The following is a 15,708-nucleotide window of genomic DNA, read 5'->3' as shown; positions in this document are numbered from 1 at the left end:
AATCCTCCCTCGGGGTCCTCGCCCCGGTCGCGGGTGTCGCGGCGGCCGGAGTCTCCTGGCTCCCGGATCAGCGCTCACCCCGGCCTTCCCACCCGTCGCCGGGCAGTGGCCTGCGGTGGGGTTCGCTCCCCGGTCACAGTGGCGGGACCGCGCCGGATTCGCACCGGCTTCCTCCCTAGCCATCGCCTACAGGGAGCCTACGACAAGAGCGGCCCCCGCCAGAAGTGGCGTTACCATCCTGATCGTGTCCATAGCCGACTTTTCCGGACGTATGCGCCCCGACGCCTGTCCGGGGGCGCTACAGGTGCACGAGGCGGCCGACGGCCCGCTGGCCCGCGTCCGCCTGCCCGGCGGCGCGATCTCACCCGCCCGGCTGCGCGAGCTGGCCGCCTGCGCGGCCGACCTCGGCTCGGACGTGATCGAGCTGACCTCCCGGGCGAACGTCCAGGTGCGCGGCCTGCGCTCACCCGCCGCCTTCGCCGAGCGGATCGCCGCCGCCGGACTGCTGCCGTCGCAGGCGCACGAGCGCGTACGCAACATCGTGGCCTCGCCGCTCGGCGGTCGCACGGGCCCCGGCCTGCTGGACCCGCAGCCCCTGGTGGCGGCGCTGGACCGGGCCCTGTGTTCGCGGCCCCGGCTGGCCGGGCTACCGGGGCGGTTCCTGTTCGCGGTGGACGAGGGCAGCGGCGACATGCTCGCGCTGGGGGCCGACGTCACGTTCTTCGACGGGCGGCTGCTGCTGGCGGGCGTGGACGCCGGGCTCGCCGTGGGGGCGGACGTGGCCGCCGAACTCATGATCGCCGCCGCCGAGGCGTTCCTCGACGAACGGCCGGAAGGGGATCGGGGCGCGTGGCGGATCGCGGAGCTGGACAACGGCCCCGCCCGCATCGCCACCCGCCTCCGCACCACCACCGCCGCCCGCGACCGCACCGCCCCCCACGATCGCACCACCACCGCTTCCCGCGACTGCACCGGCACTGCCGACCGCGCCGCCGATGCCCGCTCCGGGCACCAGCCGCACGCCAGGCCGGCCCCGGACGCCGAGATGTGGGCACCGCCCGCTCCGGTCGTCCGGGATACGGTCTCGGCGCCGCGTGCCGGGCGAATCGAGCAGCGGGACGGGCGGGTGGCGCTGGAGGTCGTGGTGCCGCTCGGACGGCTGTCCGCCGCCCAGGCAAGCGCCATCGCCGCGGCGGCCGAGGCGAACGGCCCGGCCGGCACCTCCGGCGCGCCTGGTCCGGGAGACGCCACCGGTGTGCCGGTCCGGCTGACGCCGTGGCGGACCGTCGTACTCCTCGACCTCCCGCCCGCCGCCGCCGGCCGGGCGGCGCGAATGCTGGAGGCGGCCGGGCTGGTGACGGACCCGGCGTCGCCGTGGGCCGGGGTGAGCGCCTGCACCGGCCGTCCGGGCTGCGCCAAGTCCCTGGCCGACGTCCAGGAGGACGCGCGGCGCTGGGTGGCGACCCTGGACGGCCCGCCGGCGACGCCCGTGCATTGGGCCGGTTGCGAGCGGCGCTGCGGGCTGCCGCGCGGCCGGGTCGTCCAGATGGTCGCCACCGGCGACGGATACCAGGAAAGGCATCAGTGAGCGACTACATCCGCGACGGGGCCGAGATCTACCGGCGCTCGTTCGCGACCATCCGTGCCGAGACCGACCTCACCGGGATGCCGCCCGAGGTCGCGCAGGTGGCGGTGCGGATGATCCACGCCTGCGGCATGACCGACCTCGTGACCGACCTGGACTGGTCGCCTGCCGTGGTCGTCCGGGCGCGCGCGGCGCTGCGAAGGGGCGCGCCCGTCCTGTGCGACGCGCAGATGGTCGCCTCCGGCGTGACCAGGCGCCGGCTGCCCGCGGACAACGCCGTGGTGTGCACGCTGGGCGACCCCGGCGTTCCGGAGCTGGCCGAACGGCTCGGCACCACGCGCAGCGCCGCCGCGCTGGAGCTGTGGCGCGACCGCCTCGACGGCGCGGTGGTGGCCATCGGCAACGCGCCGACCGCGCTGTTCCGGCTGCTCGAACTGGTCGCCGAGGGCGCGGGCAGGCCCGCCGCCGTGCTCGGCATCCCGGTGGGGTTCATCGGCGCGGCCGAGTCCAAGCGGGCGCTGGCGGACAGCGACCTGGAATATCTGGTGGTGCACGGCCGCCGCGGCGGCAGTGCGATGACGGCGGCGGCGGTCAACGCCATCGCGAACGAGACGGAGTGATGGCGATGACGGGACGGCTGTACGGGGTCGGGCTCGGTCCCGGGGATCCCGAGCTGGTCACGGTCAAGACGGCCCGGCTGATCGGCGAGGCCGACGTGATCGCCTACCACGCCGCCAGGCACGGCCGCAGCATCGCCCGCTCGATCGCGCTGCCGTACATGAAGGAAGGCCAGATCGAGGAGCTGCTGCTCTACCCGCTGACCACGGAGACCACCGACCACCCCGGCGGCTACCAGGGCGCGCTCGACGACTTCTACGCCGACTGCGCCGAGCGGCTGGCCGCCCACCTGGACGCGGGCCGGACCGTGGTCGTGCTGTCCGAGGGCGACCCGCTGTTCTACGGCTCGTACATGCACATGCACAAGCGGCTCGCCCACCGCTACCCGACCGAGGTGGTGCCCGGCGTCACCTCCGTCAGCGCCGCCTCAGCCGTGCTGGGCCGGCCGCTGGTGGAGCGGGACGAGGTGCTGACCGTGCTGCCCGGCACGCTGCCCGCCGAGGTGCTGGCGGACAGGCTCCGCGGCACCGACTCGGCGGCGGTGCTCAAGCTGGGCCGGACGTTCGAGAAGGTCCGCGACGCGCTGGCCGAGGCCGGGCGGCTGGACGACGCCTGGTACGTCGAGCGCGCCACCATGGGAGCCGAACGGGTCGCGCCGCTCAAGGACGTGGACGCCGACGGGGTGCCGTACTTCTCGCTGGCCCTGCTCGCCAGCCCCGCCGAGCGGACCTTCGTCCCCGAACCGCCCACGACCGAGACCCGGGGCGAGACCCGGGGTGAGGTGGTCGTGGTGGGCCTCGGGCCCGCCGGGCGGCCGTGGCTCACGCCCGAAGCCCAGGAGGCGCTGGCGGCGGCGACCGACCTCGTCGGGTACGGCCCGTACGTGGACCGCGTCGCCCCGAACCCGCGCCAGCGCCGCCACCGCACCGACAACCGGGTGGAGGCCGAGCGCGCCCGGCACGCGCTGGAGCTGGCCCGCGACGGCGCGCGGGTGGCTGTGGTGTCCTCCGGAGACCCGGGCGTGTTCGCGATGGCCAGCGCCGTGCTGGAGGCCGCGGCCGGCTTCCCGGACGTGCCGGTGCGGATCGTCCCCGGGCTGACCGCCGCCCAGGCCGTGGCCAGCCGGGTCGGCGCGCCGCTGGGCCACGACTACTGCGTGCTGTCGCTGTCGGACCTGCTCAAGCCGTGGGAGGTGGTGGCCGGCCGGCTGAGCGCCGCCGCGAAGGCGGACCTGGTGCTGGCGATCTACAACCCGGCCTCGCGCAGCCGTACGTGGCAGGTCGCCGCCGCCCGTGACCTGCTGCTGGAGCACCGCGACGCCGCCACCCCGGTGGTGATCGGGCGTGATGTCGGCGGCGAGCGGGAGAGCGTCACCGTCACCACGCTCGGCGAGCTCGACCCCGCGCAGGTGGACATGCGCTGCCTGCTGATCGTCGGCTCCTCGACGACCCGGGTCACCGAGCGCGGCGTCGTCTACACGCCGCGCCGCTATCCCTGAGCCCAGGCGGCCGCCTCCGCGGCGGTCTCCACCAGCCGGACGCCGGCGGGCAGTGGTGGCCGGTCCACCATGATCACCGGCAGTCCGAGCTCGCGGGCCGCGACCAGCTTGGCGGTGGTCATCGGCCCGCCGCTGTCCTTGGTGACCAGCACGTCCAGCCGGTGCTCGCGGATGAGAACGCGTTCGCCCTCGACCGTGTACGGCCCGCGGTCCAGCAGGACGTGCACGTGGTCCGGGACCGGCGGTTCGGGCGGATCGACGGACCTGGCCAGCAGCCACACCCCGGCCAGACCGGTGAAGACCGGCAGGCTCCGCCGGCCGGTGGTGAGGAACACCCGCACCGGGCCGCCCCCCGGCCGTACGGCGGCCTCGGACCGTCGTGCGGCGGCCTCGGACAGTTGTGTGGCCGTCTCGGACAGTCGTGCGGCGGCCGCGTGCAGGGAGGGCACGCGCTGCCAGGTGTCGCCCGGTCCCTCCCGCCAGCCCGGGCGACGCAGGACCAGCAGCGGCACGCCCGTCCGCGCCGACGCCTCGGCCGCCGAGGCCGTCATCCGCGCGGCGAACGGATGCGTGGCGTCCACCAGGGCGTCGATCCGCTCGGCCGCCAGCCAGGCGGCCAGCCCGTCCGGCCCGCCGAACCCGCCCTCGCGCACCTCCCCGACCGGCAAGCGCGGGTTGCTCACCCGCCCGGCCAGCGACGACACCACGTGAACGCCCCGGCCGGACAGCTCGCCGGACAGCTCGCCGGACAGCTCGGCGGCCAGCGCCCGGGCCTCGGCCGTGCCACCCAGGATCAGGACCCGTCGCACGGCCGTTCCCGCTCCGCGCTGTAGAGGTGGCTGTCGGGGAACTGCGTGGCCGACAGCACCCGGCCGACGACGATCACCGCCGTACGCCGGATCCCGGCCGCCTGGACCTGCCCGGCGATGTCCGCCAGCGTGCCGCGCAGGATCACCTCGTCGGGCCTGCTGGCCCGGGCCACCACCGCCACCGGGCAGTCCGGCCCGTACGAGGGCAGCAGCTCCTCCACCACCGCCTCGATCCGCTGCACGGCCAGGTGCAGCACGATCGTGGCGCCGCTCGCGCCCAGGGTCTTCAGGTCCTCCCCTTCGGGCATCGGCGTGGCCCGCGCCGAGGTGCGGGTCAGGATGACGGTCTGCCCGACGCCGGGCACGGTCAGCTCCCTGCCCAGCGCGGCCGCCGCCGCCGCGAACGCCGGCACGCCGGGGACCACCTCGTACGGCACGCCGAGCTCGTCCAGCCTGCGCATCTGCTCGGCCACCGCGCTGAACACCGACGGGTCGCCGGAGTGCAGCCGCGCCACGTCCAGGCCCGCGCGGTGGGCGGCCAGCAGCTCCACCACGATCTCGTCGAGGGTGAGGTTCGCGGTGTCGACGAGCCTGGTTCCCACGAGGCAGGCGTCCAGGAGTTCGCGGGGCACGAGCGAACCCGCGTACAGGCAGACCGGCGACGACTGCAGCCGCCGCAGGCCGCGCAGCGTGATCAGATCGGCGGCGCCGGGGCCCGCCCCGATGAAGTACACGGTCATGGCACGTCCTTCCTGGTGACCGACCACACGGTCACCGGCATCGCGGCCCGCCAGCCCGTGAAGGAGCCGACGGGTGAGGCCCGCTGTACGGCCAGGCGGACCAGATCGCCGCCGAGCCGGGCGTACCACTGGGCCATGACGGACTCGGACTCCAGGGTGACGGCGTTCGCCACCAGCCTGCCGCCGGGCCGCAGCGCCGCCCAGCAGGTCTCCAGCAGCCCGGGCACGGTCAGGCCGCCGCCGACGAACACCGCGTCCGGCGCCGGGAGGCCCTTGAGCGCGGCCGGCGCCCTGCCTTCGACGATCCGCAGCGCCGGCACGCCGAGCCGGTCGGCGTTGCGCGCGATGGCGGCGGCGCGGTCGGCCCTGCTCTCGATCGCCACGGCCGCGCACGCCGGATGGCTGCGCATCCACTCGACGGCGATGCTGCCCGCGCCCGCGCCCACGTCCCAGAGCGTCTCCCCGGGCAGCGGGGCGAGCCGCGACAGGCTGACGGCGCGGACCTCCCGCTTGGTGAGCTGCCCGTCGTGCTCGAACGCGGCATCGGGCAGGCCGGGCACGCGGGGGAGGGGTTCGGCGCCGGGGGCGGGGACGCACTCGAGGGCGATCACGTTCAGCGCGGAGGGGGCGGCTTCCCGTGATTCCCAGGTCTCCGCCGTCCCCGTCAGTACGCTCTCCGAGTCCGCGCCCAGGTCCGACAGGACGGTCATGGGGCTGGGGCCGTACCTGAGCCCGGTCGCGAGCCCTGCCACCAGGGACGGGGAGTCGCGGCCGGCGCCGAGCACGACGAGTCGTCGCCCGGGCAGGATCGCGGCGTTCAGCGCGGCAGGGGGGCGGCCCACGAGGCTGACCACGTCCACCTGCTCCACCGGCCAGCCGAGCCGGGCGCACGCCAGCGACAGCGACGAGACGTGCGGCACCACGCGGATGTTCGCCGAGCCCAGCAAGCGCACCAGCGTGGCGCCGATGCCGTAGAACATGGGGTCGCCGCTGGCCAGCACGCACACCTCGCGCCCGGCGTACGTCTCCATGAGGGAGGGCAGCGCGGGCAGCAGCGGGGAGGGCCAGGCCACGCGCTCGGCGGTCGGGACGGGCACGAGGTCGAGCTGCCTGCGCCCGCCCATGAGCACCTCGGCGGCCTCCAGCGCGCGCCGCGCGTCCGGGGACAACCCGTCCCAGCCGTCCGCGCCGATGCCGACGACCGTGATCACACGTTGCCCAGGACGCGCGTCACCTGGATCTCCACGACCACCCGCGCCGGGTTGGGGCGCGGCGGCTTGTAGCGGGCGGCGTAGCGGTGCTCGGCGTCGGCCACCTGTTCAGGCTCGGTACGCAGCACCGCCCGGCCCTCCAGCGTCGACCAGCGGCGGCCGTCCACCTGGCAGAGCGCCACCGGCGCGCCGTCGGTCCCGATGAGCCCGGCCTTGACCGAGGTGCCCGAGGTGATGACCCGGGCGATGCCGGTGGCCAGGTCCAGCGTCGCGCCCACCGGCACCACGTGCGGCGGGCCGTCGGGGCGCGTGGTGGAGAGCGTGCACAGGTGCCGCTCCTGCCAGAACGCGGCGAAGGCGTCGCCCTGTTCGACGAGATTCACGGCCCTCCTTGGGTGATTTGCGAGGCATATCGTATATCTGCCGTTCTGGCAGAATCTTGCGGGTGAAGCGGCTACTCGTCATCGGGATCGGCGCCGGCGATCCCGACCATCTCACCCTGCAGGCGGTCAAGGCCATCGGCGCCACGGACGTGTTCCTCATCGTGGACAAGGGTGAGGTCAAGCATGAACTGGTCCAGCTCCGGCTGGATCTCATCGCCGAGCATGGCCGCGCGCCGTACCGGATCGCCGAGGCCCGCGACCCCGAGCGCGACCGGACCACCCCGGCGTACACCGCCGCCGTGGAGGACTGGCGCTCGCGCCGCGCGCTCGCCTGCGAGGCGCTCATCCGCGACGAGCTGCGCGAGGGCCAGACCGGGGCGTTCCTGGTGTGGGGCGACCCCGGCGTGTACGACAGCACGCTTGCCATCGTCGAGGAGATCCTCCTGCGAGGCAACGTGACATTCGAGTACGAGGTCATCCCCGGGATCAGCAGCGTGGCCGCGCTCACCGCCCGCCACCGCACCGGCCTCACCCAGGTCGGGCAGCCCGTGCACCTCACCACCGGGCGGCGCCTGGCCGAGCACGGCCCCACCGCCGACGACGTGGTGGTCATGCTCGACGCCCACTGCTCGTTCGCCGGGCTCGACGACTTCCACATCCACTGGGGCGCCTACCTGGGCACGCCCGACGAGATCCTGGTCTCCGGGCCGGTGGCCGAGGTCGGCGACCGCATCCGCGAACTGCGCGCCGAGGCGCGGGCCCGCAAGGGCTGGATCATGGACACGTACCTGCTGCGTCGCCTGGAGCACTGACGGCCCGTCCTCGGTCGCTTAATCGCCTGTTGTTTGCAAGAGCATATTCATTGCAAACTGATCATCTGACGGCGTAACGGGGAGGGGGCGCACATCGGGGCGAGGCGGGTTCGCGACCGTGGCCGGGTGGGCAGGAGCGAGGAAGCGGACCTGGGGGAGACGCTGACCCGGCTCGGCCTGCGTAAGACCGTGCCGAGGCTGACGATCCTGACCGCTCTGCGCGACGCGGCTACCCACCTCAGCGTGCCGCGCCTGCACCGGCTGGTGACCTCCACGTACGAGATGATCAGCGTGTCCACCGTCTACCGCAACGTGACGGTGATGACCGCCCGCGGCGTCCTGCACAGCGTCGACCACGCCGGTGAGACGCTCTTCGGCCTCTCGACGACGCCTCACCACCACCTGATCTGCCGCCGCTGCGACGTACTCGTCGAGCTCCCCGCGGACCACTTCGCCACGGCGGAGGCAACGGTCATGGAGAGCACCGGCTTCGCGATGGACCCTGTCGGCCAGGTGCTGCGCGGCCACTGCCGCCGATGTCGACGTGCACTACTTGCATGATTATTGTTATTGCAAGATAGTTGCAAATAGCCTCTGTTGAGGAGAGACGCCCATGGGCGAATACACCCTTCCGGACATGCCGTACGACTACGCGGCCCTGGAGCCCGCGATCACCGGGGAGATCCTGGAGCTGCATCACGCCAAGCACCACGCCGCCTACGTCAAGGGCGCGAACGACACCCTGGAGCGGCTGGCCGAGGCGCGCGACAAGGGTGAGTTCGGCGGCCTGGTCGGGCTGGAGAAGACGTTCGCGTTCAACCTGTCCGGGCACGTCCTGCACACGATCTTCTGGCAGAACCTGTCCCCCGACGGCGGCGACCGCCCCGACGGCGAGCTGGGCGATGCGATCACCGAGCACTTCGGCTCCTTCGACGCCTTCAAGAAGCAGCTCACCACCGCCACCGCCACCGTGCAGGGGTCGGGCTGGGGCGTGCTGGCCTGGGAGCCGCTCGGTCGTCGCCTGGTGGTCGAGCAGGTCTACGACCACCACGGCAACGTCGGCATGAACACCGTCCCGCTGCTGGTGTTCGACGCCTGGGAGCACGCCTACTACCTGCAGTACCGCAACGTGCGCCCGGACTACGTCGAGAAGCTCTGGGGCCTGATCAACTGGAACGACGTCATCGCCCGCTACGACGCCGCCCGCGGCGCCTGACGTCCCGATGTCGGCGGTGCCCGCCCACCGGTCCGAGCTTGGTCCGCGGGGCCGGTGGGCGGGCGCCGCTCAATCTGTCGATCTGACCGGCGGCCGTTCGTATGGAAGACGACAGAACGACGTCTCATGACGAAGAAGGACGCGGTGCGGATGAGCGGGACAAGGACGCTGCTGACGGGTCGAGGGCTGGTGGAGTCGCCGCGGTGGCACGGTGACCGGGTGTACTTCTCCGACTGGTCGGCGGGTGAGGTCATCGCCGTCGATCTGGGCGGTCACAGCGAGGTCGTGGCACGCGTCGCGTCGTTGCCGCTGTGCACCGCGTGGTCGCCGGAAGGCAGACTCCTGATCGTGTCGTCCCGGGACGGCCGGCTGCTGCGCCTGGAGCCCGATGGGTCGCCGGTCACCCACGCGGATCTCGGCCGGACCGGGTGGAACGACATCGTGGTGGACGGCCGCGGCAACGCCTACGTCAACCGCTGCGGCTTCGACCCGATGGCGGGGGAGTCGTTCAAGCCCGGCTACGTACACCTGGTCACGCCCGACGGGGTGGTGCGGCAGGTGGCCGACGACATCGCGTTCCCGAACGGGATGGCGGTGCTCGCCGACAACTCCACCCTCATCGTCGCCGACTCCTACCGCCACCAGTTGGTGGCCTTCGACATCGCGGCGGACGGCTCGCTGTCCGGCCGCCGGGTCTGGGCCGGGCTCGGCGAGGGCACCCCGGACGGCATCTGCGTCGATGAGGAGAACGCGGTCTGGTACGCCGACGTGCCCAACCGGCGCTGCGTACGCGTGGCCGAAGGCGGCAAGGCGCTGCGGACCGTCGAGCTCGACCGGGGCGGCTTCGCCTGCGTCCTGGGCGGGCCGGACGGGAGGACGCTGTTCGTCGTGGCGGCGGAGTGGCAGGGCATGACGTCGTCCGACCTGGTCGTGCCCGGCTCCGGCCAGGTGCTCACGGTCGAGGTCGAGGTGCCTGGAGCCGGGTGGCCGTGATGTGCGTCCCGGAACGGGCGGTCAGCCGGCGATCGCCGCGATGAGTTCGTCCCGGCTCTGTGCCCGGGTCTTGCGGTACACCGATTTCAAGTGGTCGTTGATGGTGTAGGTGGACAGGTCCAGAATTCGGGCGATCTGTTTCGCCGACGCCCCGGCGTACAGGTATTCGATGACGCGGCGTTCGCCGGTGGTGATGCCGTACCAATCGCAGAATGACGGCAGCAGCAGTTTGCCGCCTGCCGCCTGGATGAGAACGGCCACGTCGCTGTCGCCGTTCTCGTCCAGCGGCTGGCCATGGATCAATATCCAGCGCCCGAAATTCGCCGCCGGCGCGCAGATCAGCGGCGTCCAGGCGCGCGGATCGCGAGTATGCGCCCGTACGTGCAGGGACAGGCCGACCCAGAACGCGTCGGCGATCCAGTCCGGCACCCCGCTCCCGGCGGCGGGCCACATCTGCCGCACCCACGCCCCTGCCTGAGGCGAGATGGAGCGGACCGTGTGGTCAGGGCTGATCGTGATGACCCCCGTCGGCAGCGCCGGGACGGTGGGTGTCAGCGGGCCGGCCGTCACATACCCGCGCAACGCCGCCGGCAGGGCAGGGGCGAGTCGCTGGATCCGGTGGAAGTCCCGCTCGCCGAAGGGCCTGGCGCCCGCGGCGCGAAGCAGGCCGAGCAGGCCCCACACCCCGTGGCGGTCCCGTATCACCAGGCGCAGTTCGCTGCCGGCTCCGTGGGCGGCCAGGACCCGCCGGATCAGAGTGTTGCGCCGGCCGTCGCCGGCGCCCGCTCCGACGACGCACACCGGCATGCTCTGCCGGGCGAGGGCCGGCAGCGGGCACGGGTCGCCGTGCAGATATCCGTTGAGCACCAGGGCGCTGATCAGCGCGGGCTGGTATTCGTGCCAGAAGCTGAACGCGCCCAGGCCCATGCCGATCGCCGGGTTGAGGGCGACCAGCCGGAGCGCGTCGTGCGGCACCTGGCGTCCGACGATCTGCGAGATCGCCGCGCCCACGTCGGCCGGAGTGGCGGGCGGACCGAGCGCCGCGCGCAGCTCACGGGCGATTCGCCCCTCACCGTCCGTCACCTGATGCTGCGAGTGTCGACCATTGCGTTCCGGGCCTTTCTGCGATTTTGCGGCAATGGGGGTGTACTGAGTTGATGGGCGGCGGCATTTGGGCAGCTGCTGTATATGGCCAAATTTGTCGCTATAGAAGTGATTGGTGCGGCTCGTTTACCGTGCGCCGGACTATTTATTTTAGGTCCGTCGGGAAAAAGTGGCTAGATGCGTGTGGCGGGCGGCGAAAACGGCCGGCTCCTGTACGGTCTTGTACGGATAATTCGGAGCGCGTTCCCAACGGCAAGGCCATCTCCGATCGTCGATCTGACGAAAGGAGCGCAACGTGCTGGCACTTGGCCGTACAAGAAGGTGTGCTGCGGGGATCGCCGCGGCACTGGCATTGATCGTGGGGTTGCCCACCAGCGCGCAGGCAGCGGTGGGCGACCTCGTCTTCGTCCGGACGATCGCGCAGAACGTGCCCGGTGCCGTGGACATCGGCCCGGTGAATCCGCTGGACTGGGCGTCGGCGGCGACGCTGTCGGGCAACGGAAGCACCATCTACGTCGTGGCCGGCGGCGATGGCGGGTCGGGCACGGCGCAGCCGGCGATTTCCACGTTCCGCCGGGCCGCGAACGACACGCTGTCCCTCACCGGCTGCATGGGTGGGCTTGCGGGGTGCCGCCCGACGAAGGTGGACAACGTGGAGACCCCGGGCCGCCTGTACGCCGCCGGCTCTGTGGTGACCGCGGGCGTCCACGCGTACGTGTCCACTCCCGCCGCCGTGGTCGGCTTCAGCACGGCGGCCAACGGCGACCTCGTGACGGATTTCTGCGTTTGGGACCCGTCGTGCGGCAGCGTGGCGGCCCTGCCCGGACTCGCTCCCTGGGCGACGTCGCAGAACGCGCTGACGGCGACCGCGGACGGCCGTGACCTGTACCTGTACGCGGCAGGTGGCGGCAAAGGCGCGGTTTACCACCTGCGGCGCGACGGTGTCACCGGTCGCCTCGCTTACAGCGGCTGCATCGGGGAGGCGATGCCGGGCTGCACCTCGATCGGCCGTACCGGCGTCATGACCTCCTCGGGCGACGTCGTCGTCAGCGCCGACGGGCGCAGCCTCTACGTCGTGGCCCAGCGGCCCGGCTCGGTGACGCACTTCCGGCGAGACCTCACCACGGGCTCGCTCACGGAGGCGGGCTGTGTGGGTGAGTCCGGGGTCGGTGGCTGCGCGATCCCCGTCACCGACGGCCTGCTCGGCATCACCCAGGGCGCGATCACCCAGGCCGGCGACAGCCTCTATGTGTCGGGACCGAGTGGCGTCACTCATCTGCACCGCGACACCACCACCGGCGATATCGCCTATTGGGGCTGCATCGGTTACGTCGCAGGGTGCCGTGCCGCCGGTCCCCAGGGCCAGTACGTCGATGTGGCGGTCAGCGCCGACGGCACGAGCGTCTACGGGAGCGTCCAAGGCCAGGCCTTCGCGTGGGGAGCAGTCACCCACCTGCGCCGTTCCGCCCAAGGGGACTTGACGTACGCCGGGTGCATCGGGGAGGGCCTGCCGCAATGGTGCCGCCCGATCGGGCTGACGGGGGTGATGAACCACGCCGGCCCGGTGCTCGCTCCCGCCAGTTCGCAGGTCGTCTACAGCTTGGGTGTTCACGCGCGTGGGGCGATCAGCCAGTTCACCCGGATGACGTCATAGGAGGGGGCCGGTAGGGCGGGCCGGGGAAGCGCATCCTCGGCCCGGTGCTGCAGGCGCTCGACGAGTGCGCGCGGCAGGGCGCGCACCGGGAGGTCTGGCAGATCATGAGCGGCCTGCTGCCCGTCTTCCTGCCGCGGCCCGGGGAGCGGGCCAACGCCGCCCACACCCGGGCGCTGGAGTTCGCCGCCGAAGTGGCCGGCTGGGCCGGGGCGCGCGGCACGATCCCCGAGGTCGCCGGCATCGCCGCGCGTGACGGGTCGAGCGGGCTCATCCGCGCGGCCCGCCGGTTGGACGAGCACCTCGGCCGGGCGTGAAGGCCCCACGATTCGATGGGCCGGCCGCGCCTCGCTGAGATCACAGGCGCGTCAGAGCAGGTGTTGGTGGCGGGTGGCCGCTTCTTGCCGGACCTCGGTGAGGAACAGCTCGGTATGGCGTTCCTGCCGCCGGTCGTCGTCCGGATCGTGCCAGGAGAAGGCGTCCTGCGTGCGCGCATGGCCGGCGTAGTGCAGCCAGCAGCCGTGGATGCCGGCCATGAGGTTGTCGAGCAGGTCGAGGGCCGGCCGGGCGGGGTCGAGCGAGGTGATGGGCAGGCAGACGGAGTCGGAGCCGGAGTGGGGGTGGTCGATCCGGGTCCTGGCCACGAGGCGTTCGGCGGCGGCGATGCGCCGCTTGGCGTCGGTCACGCCGCAGAGGTGGCCCTCGGCGACGTGCAGGGTGTGGCGGATGAGCGGCATGACCGTCTGGCGCGGTGTGGCGCCGAAACTGATGGCGCTCACGATCTCGACGAGGCTTTCGACGGCGAGGGGCCTGAGGTGGTCGCCCTCGGCCACGACCTGCACCGGATGCTGCCGCACGCGGCGGCCCGTTGCGGCGGCCGCCGCGTGCAGCCAGTGCGCGGCGGCGATGGCGGCCGCGGCGGGGTCGATCTGCGTGATCAGCTCCTCGCAGCCGAAGGGCCGGCGGTTGAGGAAGGCGTCCGCCTGGGCGACCTGCAGGGGTGAGGCGTCCTCGCGGCTGAGGGTGACGGCCTGCTGGGCGCGTCCGGACAGGTCGCCGCGTTCGGCCTGTTCGACGGCCGACAGCTCGGCGGCGACGTCGGCGACGACCTGAACGGTGAGCTCCGGGCTGTCGAGGGCGCGCAGCGCGCGGCCGGTGCGCTGGGCGATCTCCCCGATCTTGGCGGGTACGGGGACGTGCGTGGAGGCGGTCAGGATCGGGACGACGCCGATGAAGGCGTCGCGTTCGCGCTGCCGGTGCCAGCCGATGCTGCCCGGTCCATGCTGGTCGGAGATGCTCGCCGGGTGGGTGTAGCAGCGCCAGCAGGCCTGCGACAGCTCGGACAGTCGGGCGGCCAGACGCAGGGCGTCCGAGGCGCGGGCCGGGGGAAGAGTGGCCACGGTGACCGCGACGTCCCCGATGCCGGTGCTCCAGTGGGCGACGAGCGCGTTTCGGGCGTGATCGACGGCATACCGGGTCACGGCAGCTCCTTGAAGGGGGAAAACGCGAATGCATGCCCAGGATGCAGGATGCATCGCTGATCTGGGGGCTGTTTACGGCTGTTGCAGGTCGCTGATCAGCGCTTTTGTGGCGAGATGAGGGGGTAATTTCCTGGTTACGTCGCTGCGTCGAGTCGCATGAAGGTGGCGCCTTGCATGGCCGCGCGGGCGCCGAGGACGTGCCCGTCGCACATCAGCGACTCCGTCCCCACCCGGTCGGTCACCTTCCATGTCACCGGCTCGCCGCACTTCTGGCCGCGCCGGTTGTAGTCCCACGTACGGCGGCACACCCGGCAGGTGGACATGTCGGCCATGGAGGAGAGCGTGTTGCCGTGCTCAGGACAGACGCCCCACGGGAAGGCGCACGTCGACTCGGCCAGGGCCCGATACTGGGCCAGGTCTCCGGCCGCGCGCAGCAGGTCCTCGCCCGCTCGCTTCAGCCATTCGGCGGCGTGGTGCGCCGCCTGGAGATGGGCGCGTTCGGGTGAATCGGCGGGCAGACCGGCGTACAGGGCACGGGCCTCGGCCTGGAGCGCGTCGGCGCGGCCGGCCAGGTCGCGCAACTGGGCGGGAGTAATGTTCATCGCTGAGGATTCTCCCCTGTTTGTTCGGTAAGCGCGCAGACCCCGTCAGGGGCGGCTGGCGATGGTCAGGAGGGTCGCGGCGGGGCCCGTGAGGGAGCGGCCCCGGCGCCAGACCGCGCGCAGGTTCCTGACCAGGTTGAGGCCCGCCATCGGCACCTCGACGAGGCGGCCGGTGGCCAGCTCGGCCTCGACCGCGTATCCGCTGAGCACCGCCGGGGCCGCGCCCGCCTGGGCGGCGCCCTTGACGGCCGAGTTCGACCCGAGCTCCAGGCGCGGGCTGGCCTGGTGGAGCCCGGTGAAGGCGACGTCCAGAGTCTCGCGGGTGCCCGAGCCGCGCTCGCGTACGACCAGCGGGGTAGCGGCCAGCTCGGCGCCCCTGAGCACTGTGCGGCGGCGCGCCCACGGGTGGCCCGGCGCGACCACGACGACCAGCCTGTCGGTGCCGACTACCCGGCTGGCCAGCCCGTCCGGCACGGTCGGCCCCTCCACGAACCCCAGCTCCACGCCCCCGGCCCCCGACAGCACCAGCGCCGCCACGTCGGCGGAGTTCAGCACGTCCAGGCCGATCTGGACCCCGGCCTCCCGGCTCTGGAACTCCCCGAGCCAGCGCGGCACCAGGTATTCGGCGACCGTCATGCTGGAGGCCACCCGCAGGTGCGCCGCCTCGCCGTGCCGGACGGCCTCGGCGGCCCGCATGAGCTCCTGCGCCGCCGCGAGCACCTGCGCGGCCCAGCCCGCCACCATCTTGCCCTCGGCGGTGAGCGTGGAGCCGCGCGGCGTCCGCTCCAGCAGCGGCAGGCCGAGCCGCCGTTCGAGCTGGGCGATGCGCTTGCTCGCCGACGGCTGCGCGATGCCCGCCAGCTTGGCCGCCTGCCCGAGGCTGCCGAGCTCGCCCACGTCCACGAGGAGCTTGAGGGAGTCGAGATCGGGCAGCGCAGTCATAGCCACAGGCTATGACCTCCCAGGCAATGCGCGGCTACCGGGCCTGTCGAAGGCCCCGAAGAC

General features: G+C 72.8%; 17 protein-coding genes and 1 riboswitch. Of the genes, 9 read left to right on the top strand and 8 right to left on the bottom strand.

The genetic code is table 11. The features are described 5' to 3' along the window. Positions 1-31: 31 nt before the first annotated feature. Positions 32-227: riboswitch (cobalamin riboswitch) on the bottom strand. Between the two features lie 17 nt (positions 228-244). Genes ACWDRB_RS27060 through cobJ form a run of 3 tightly spaced genes read left to right on the top strand, consistent with a single transcriptional unit; the run spans position 245 to position 3,701 of the window. After that, complete coding sequence (locus ACWDRB_RS27060) at positions 245-1,588, top strand: precorrin-3B synthase (RefSeq protein WP_449898071.1); 1,344 nt, start codon at positions 245-247, stop codon at positions 1,586-1,588. Beyond that, entirely contained in the window at positions 1,585-2,205 is a 621-nt protein-coding gene (locus ACWDRB_RS27055) for a precorrin-8X methylmutase (protein WP_350727429.1), read from the top strand. Before ACWDRB_RS27060 ends, ACWDRB_RS27055 begins: the two co-directional genes overlap by 4 nt. A 5-nt stretch (positions 2,206-2,210) precedes the next feature. Continuing rightward, positions 2,211-3,701, top strand: coding sequence for a precorrin-3B C(17)-methyltransferase (cobJ, locus tag ACWDRB_RS27050; RefSeq protein WP_449898068.1), 1,491 nt, complete (start codon positions 2,211-2,213; stop codon positions 3,699-3,701). Here the strand turns inward: cobJ and ACWDRB_RS27045 are convergent. Genes ACWDRB_RS27045 through ACWDRB_RS27030 form a run of 4 tightly spaced genes read right to left on the bottom strand, consistent with a single transcriptional unit; the run spans position 3,692 to position 6,844 of the window. Continuing rightward, positions 3,692-4,510 (bottom strand): cobalt-precorrin-6A reductase, encoded by an 819-nt coding sequence (locus tag ACWDRB_RS27045; RefSeq protein WP_449898066.1) that lies wholly within the window; start codon positions 4,508-4,510, stop codon positions 3,692-3,694. The genes cobJ and ACWDRB_RS27045 overlap by 10 nt on opposite strands. Next, the gene (gene cobM / locus ACWDRB_RS27040) at positions 4,495-5,250 is read right to left on the bottom strand and encodes a precorrin-4 C(11)-methyltransferase (RefSeq protein WP_364262136.1); all 756 of its coding nucleotides are present in this window, start codon (positions 5,248-5,250) and stop codon (positions 4,495-4,497) included. The genes ACWDRB_RS27045 and cobM overlap by 16 nt, the downstream gene beginning before the upstream one ends. Next, positions 5,247-6,461, bottom strand: coding sequence for a precorrin-6y C5,15-methyltransferase (decarboxylating) subunit CbiE (cbiE, locus tag ACWDRB_RS27035; protein WP_449898064.1), 1,215 nt, complete (start codon positions 6,459-6,461; stop codon positions 5,247-5,249). The genes cobM and cbiE overlap by 4 nt, the downstream gene beginning before the upstream one ends. Continuing rightward, positions 6,458-6,844 (bottom strand): pyridoxamine 5'-phosphate oxidase family protein, encoded by a 387-nt coding sequence (locus ACWDRB_RS27030; protein WP_350727434.1) that lies wholly within the window; start codon positions 6,842-6,844, stop codon positions 6,458-6,460. The genes cbiE and ACWDRB_RS27030 overlap by 4 nt, the downstream gene beginning before the upstream one ends. A gap of 62 nt (positions 6,845-6,906) precedes the next feature. Here ACWDRB_RS27030 and cobF point away from each other — a divergent pair, with 62 nt between their 5' ends. The 4 genes from cobF to ACWDRB_RS27010 all read left to right on the top strand — a co-directional run bounded on the left by cobF (position 6,907) and on the right by ACWDRB_RS27010 (position 9,865). Then, positions 6,907-7,656, top strand: a complete 750-nt coding sequence (gene cobF / locus ACWDRB_RS27025) for a precorrin-6A synthase (deacetylating) (RefSeq protein WP_449898061.1) — start codon at positions 6,907-6,909, stop codon at positions 7,654-7,656. Positions 7,657-7,782: 126 nt separating this feature from the next. Then, entirely contained in the window at positions 7,783-8,217 is a 435-nt protein-coding gene (locus ACWDRB_RS27020; RefSeq protein WP_449898059.1) for a Fur family transcriptional regulator, read from the top strand. A gap of 52 nt (positions 8,218-8,269) precedes the next feature. Then, positions 8,270-8,872 carry a superoxide dismutase gene (locus ACWDRB_RS27015; protein ID WP_355193289.1) on the top strand — a complete coding sequence of 201 codons (603 nt, stop codon included), beginning with the start codon at positions 8,270-8,272 and terminating at the stop codon, positions 8,870-8,872. Positions 8,873-8,998: 126 nt separating this feature from the next. After that, the gene (locus ACWDRB_RS27010; RefSeq protein ID WP_449898056.1) at positions 8,999-9,865 is read left to right on the top strand and encodes an SMP-30/gluconolactonase/LRE family protein; all 867 of its coding nucleotides are present in this window, start codon (positions 8,999-9,001) and stop codon (positions 9,863-9,865) included. A gap of 21 nt (positions 9,866-9,886) precedes the next feature. Here the strand turns inward: ACWDRB_RS27010 and ACWDRB_RS27005 are convergent, their stop codons facing one another. Then, positions 9,887-10,948, bottom strand: coding sequence for a helix-turn-helix transcriptional regulator (locus ACWDRB_RS27005; protein WP_449898054.1), 1,062 nt, complete (start codon positions 10,946-10,948; stop codon positions 9,887-9,889). A gap of 316 nt (positions 10,949-11,264) precedes the next feature. On the opposite strand from ACWDRB_RS27005, the gene ACWDRB_RS27000 reads away from it, so the two are divergent. Together ACWDRB_RS27000 and ACWDRB_RS26995 are read left to right on the top strand one after the other, a co-directional pair. Then, entirely contained in the window at positions 11,265-12,623 is a 1,359-nt protein-coding gene (locus ACWDRB_RS27000; protein ID WP_449898052.1) for a hypothetical protein, read from the top strand. A gap of 44 nt (positions 12,624-12,667) precedes the next feature. After that, entirely contained in the window at positions 12,668-12,937 is a 270-nt protein-coding gene (locus ACWDRB_RS26995; protein WP_449898049.1) for a hypothetical protein, read from the top strand. Positions 12,938-12,988: 51 nt separating this feature from the next. On the opposite strand, the gene ACWDRB_RS26990 is transcribed toward ACWDRB_RS26995, so the two are convergent. The 3 genes from ACWDRB_RS26990 to ACWDRB_RS26980 all read right to left on the bottom strand — a co-directional run bounded on the left by ACWDRB_RS26990 (position 12,989) and on the right by ACWDRB_RS26980 (position 15,645). Then, the gene (locus ACWDRB_RS26990; protein ID WP_449898046.1) at positions 12,989-14,101 is read right to left on the bottom strand and encodes a hypothetical protein; all 1,113 of its coding nucleotides are present in this window, start codon (positions 14,099-14,101) and stop codon (positions 12,989-12,991) included. A gap of 134 nt (positions 14,102-14,235) precedes the next feature. Next, positions 14,236-14,703, bottom strand: coding sequence for a hypothetical protein (locus ACWDRB_RS26985; RefSeq protein ID WP_449898044.1), 468 nt, complete (start codon positions 14,701-14,703; stop codon positions 14,236-14,238). A 45-nt stretch (positions 14,704-14,748) separates the two neighbouring features. Then, on the bottom strand, positions 14,749-15,645 hold the full coding sequence (locus ACWDRB_RS26980; RefSeq protein ID WP_449898042.1) for a LysR family transcriptional regulator: 897 nt from the start codon (positions 15,643-15,645) through the stop codon (positions 14,749-14,751). Positions 15,646-15,708: the final 63 nt, after the last annotated feature.

The organism is Nonomuraea sp. NPDC003707 (assembly GCF_053587055.1).
Note: the sequence above shows the minus strand (reverse complement) of the source record. Positions and strands in the feature narration are given on the sequence as shown.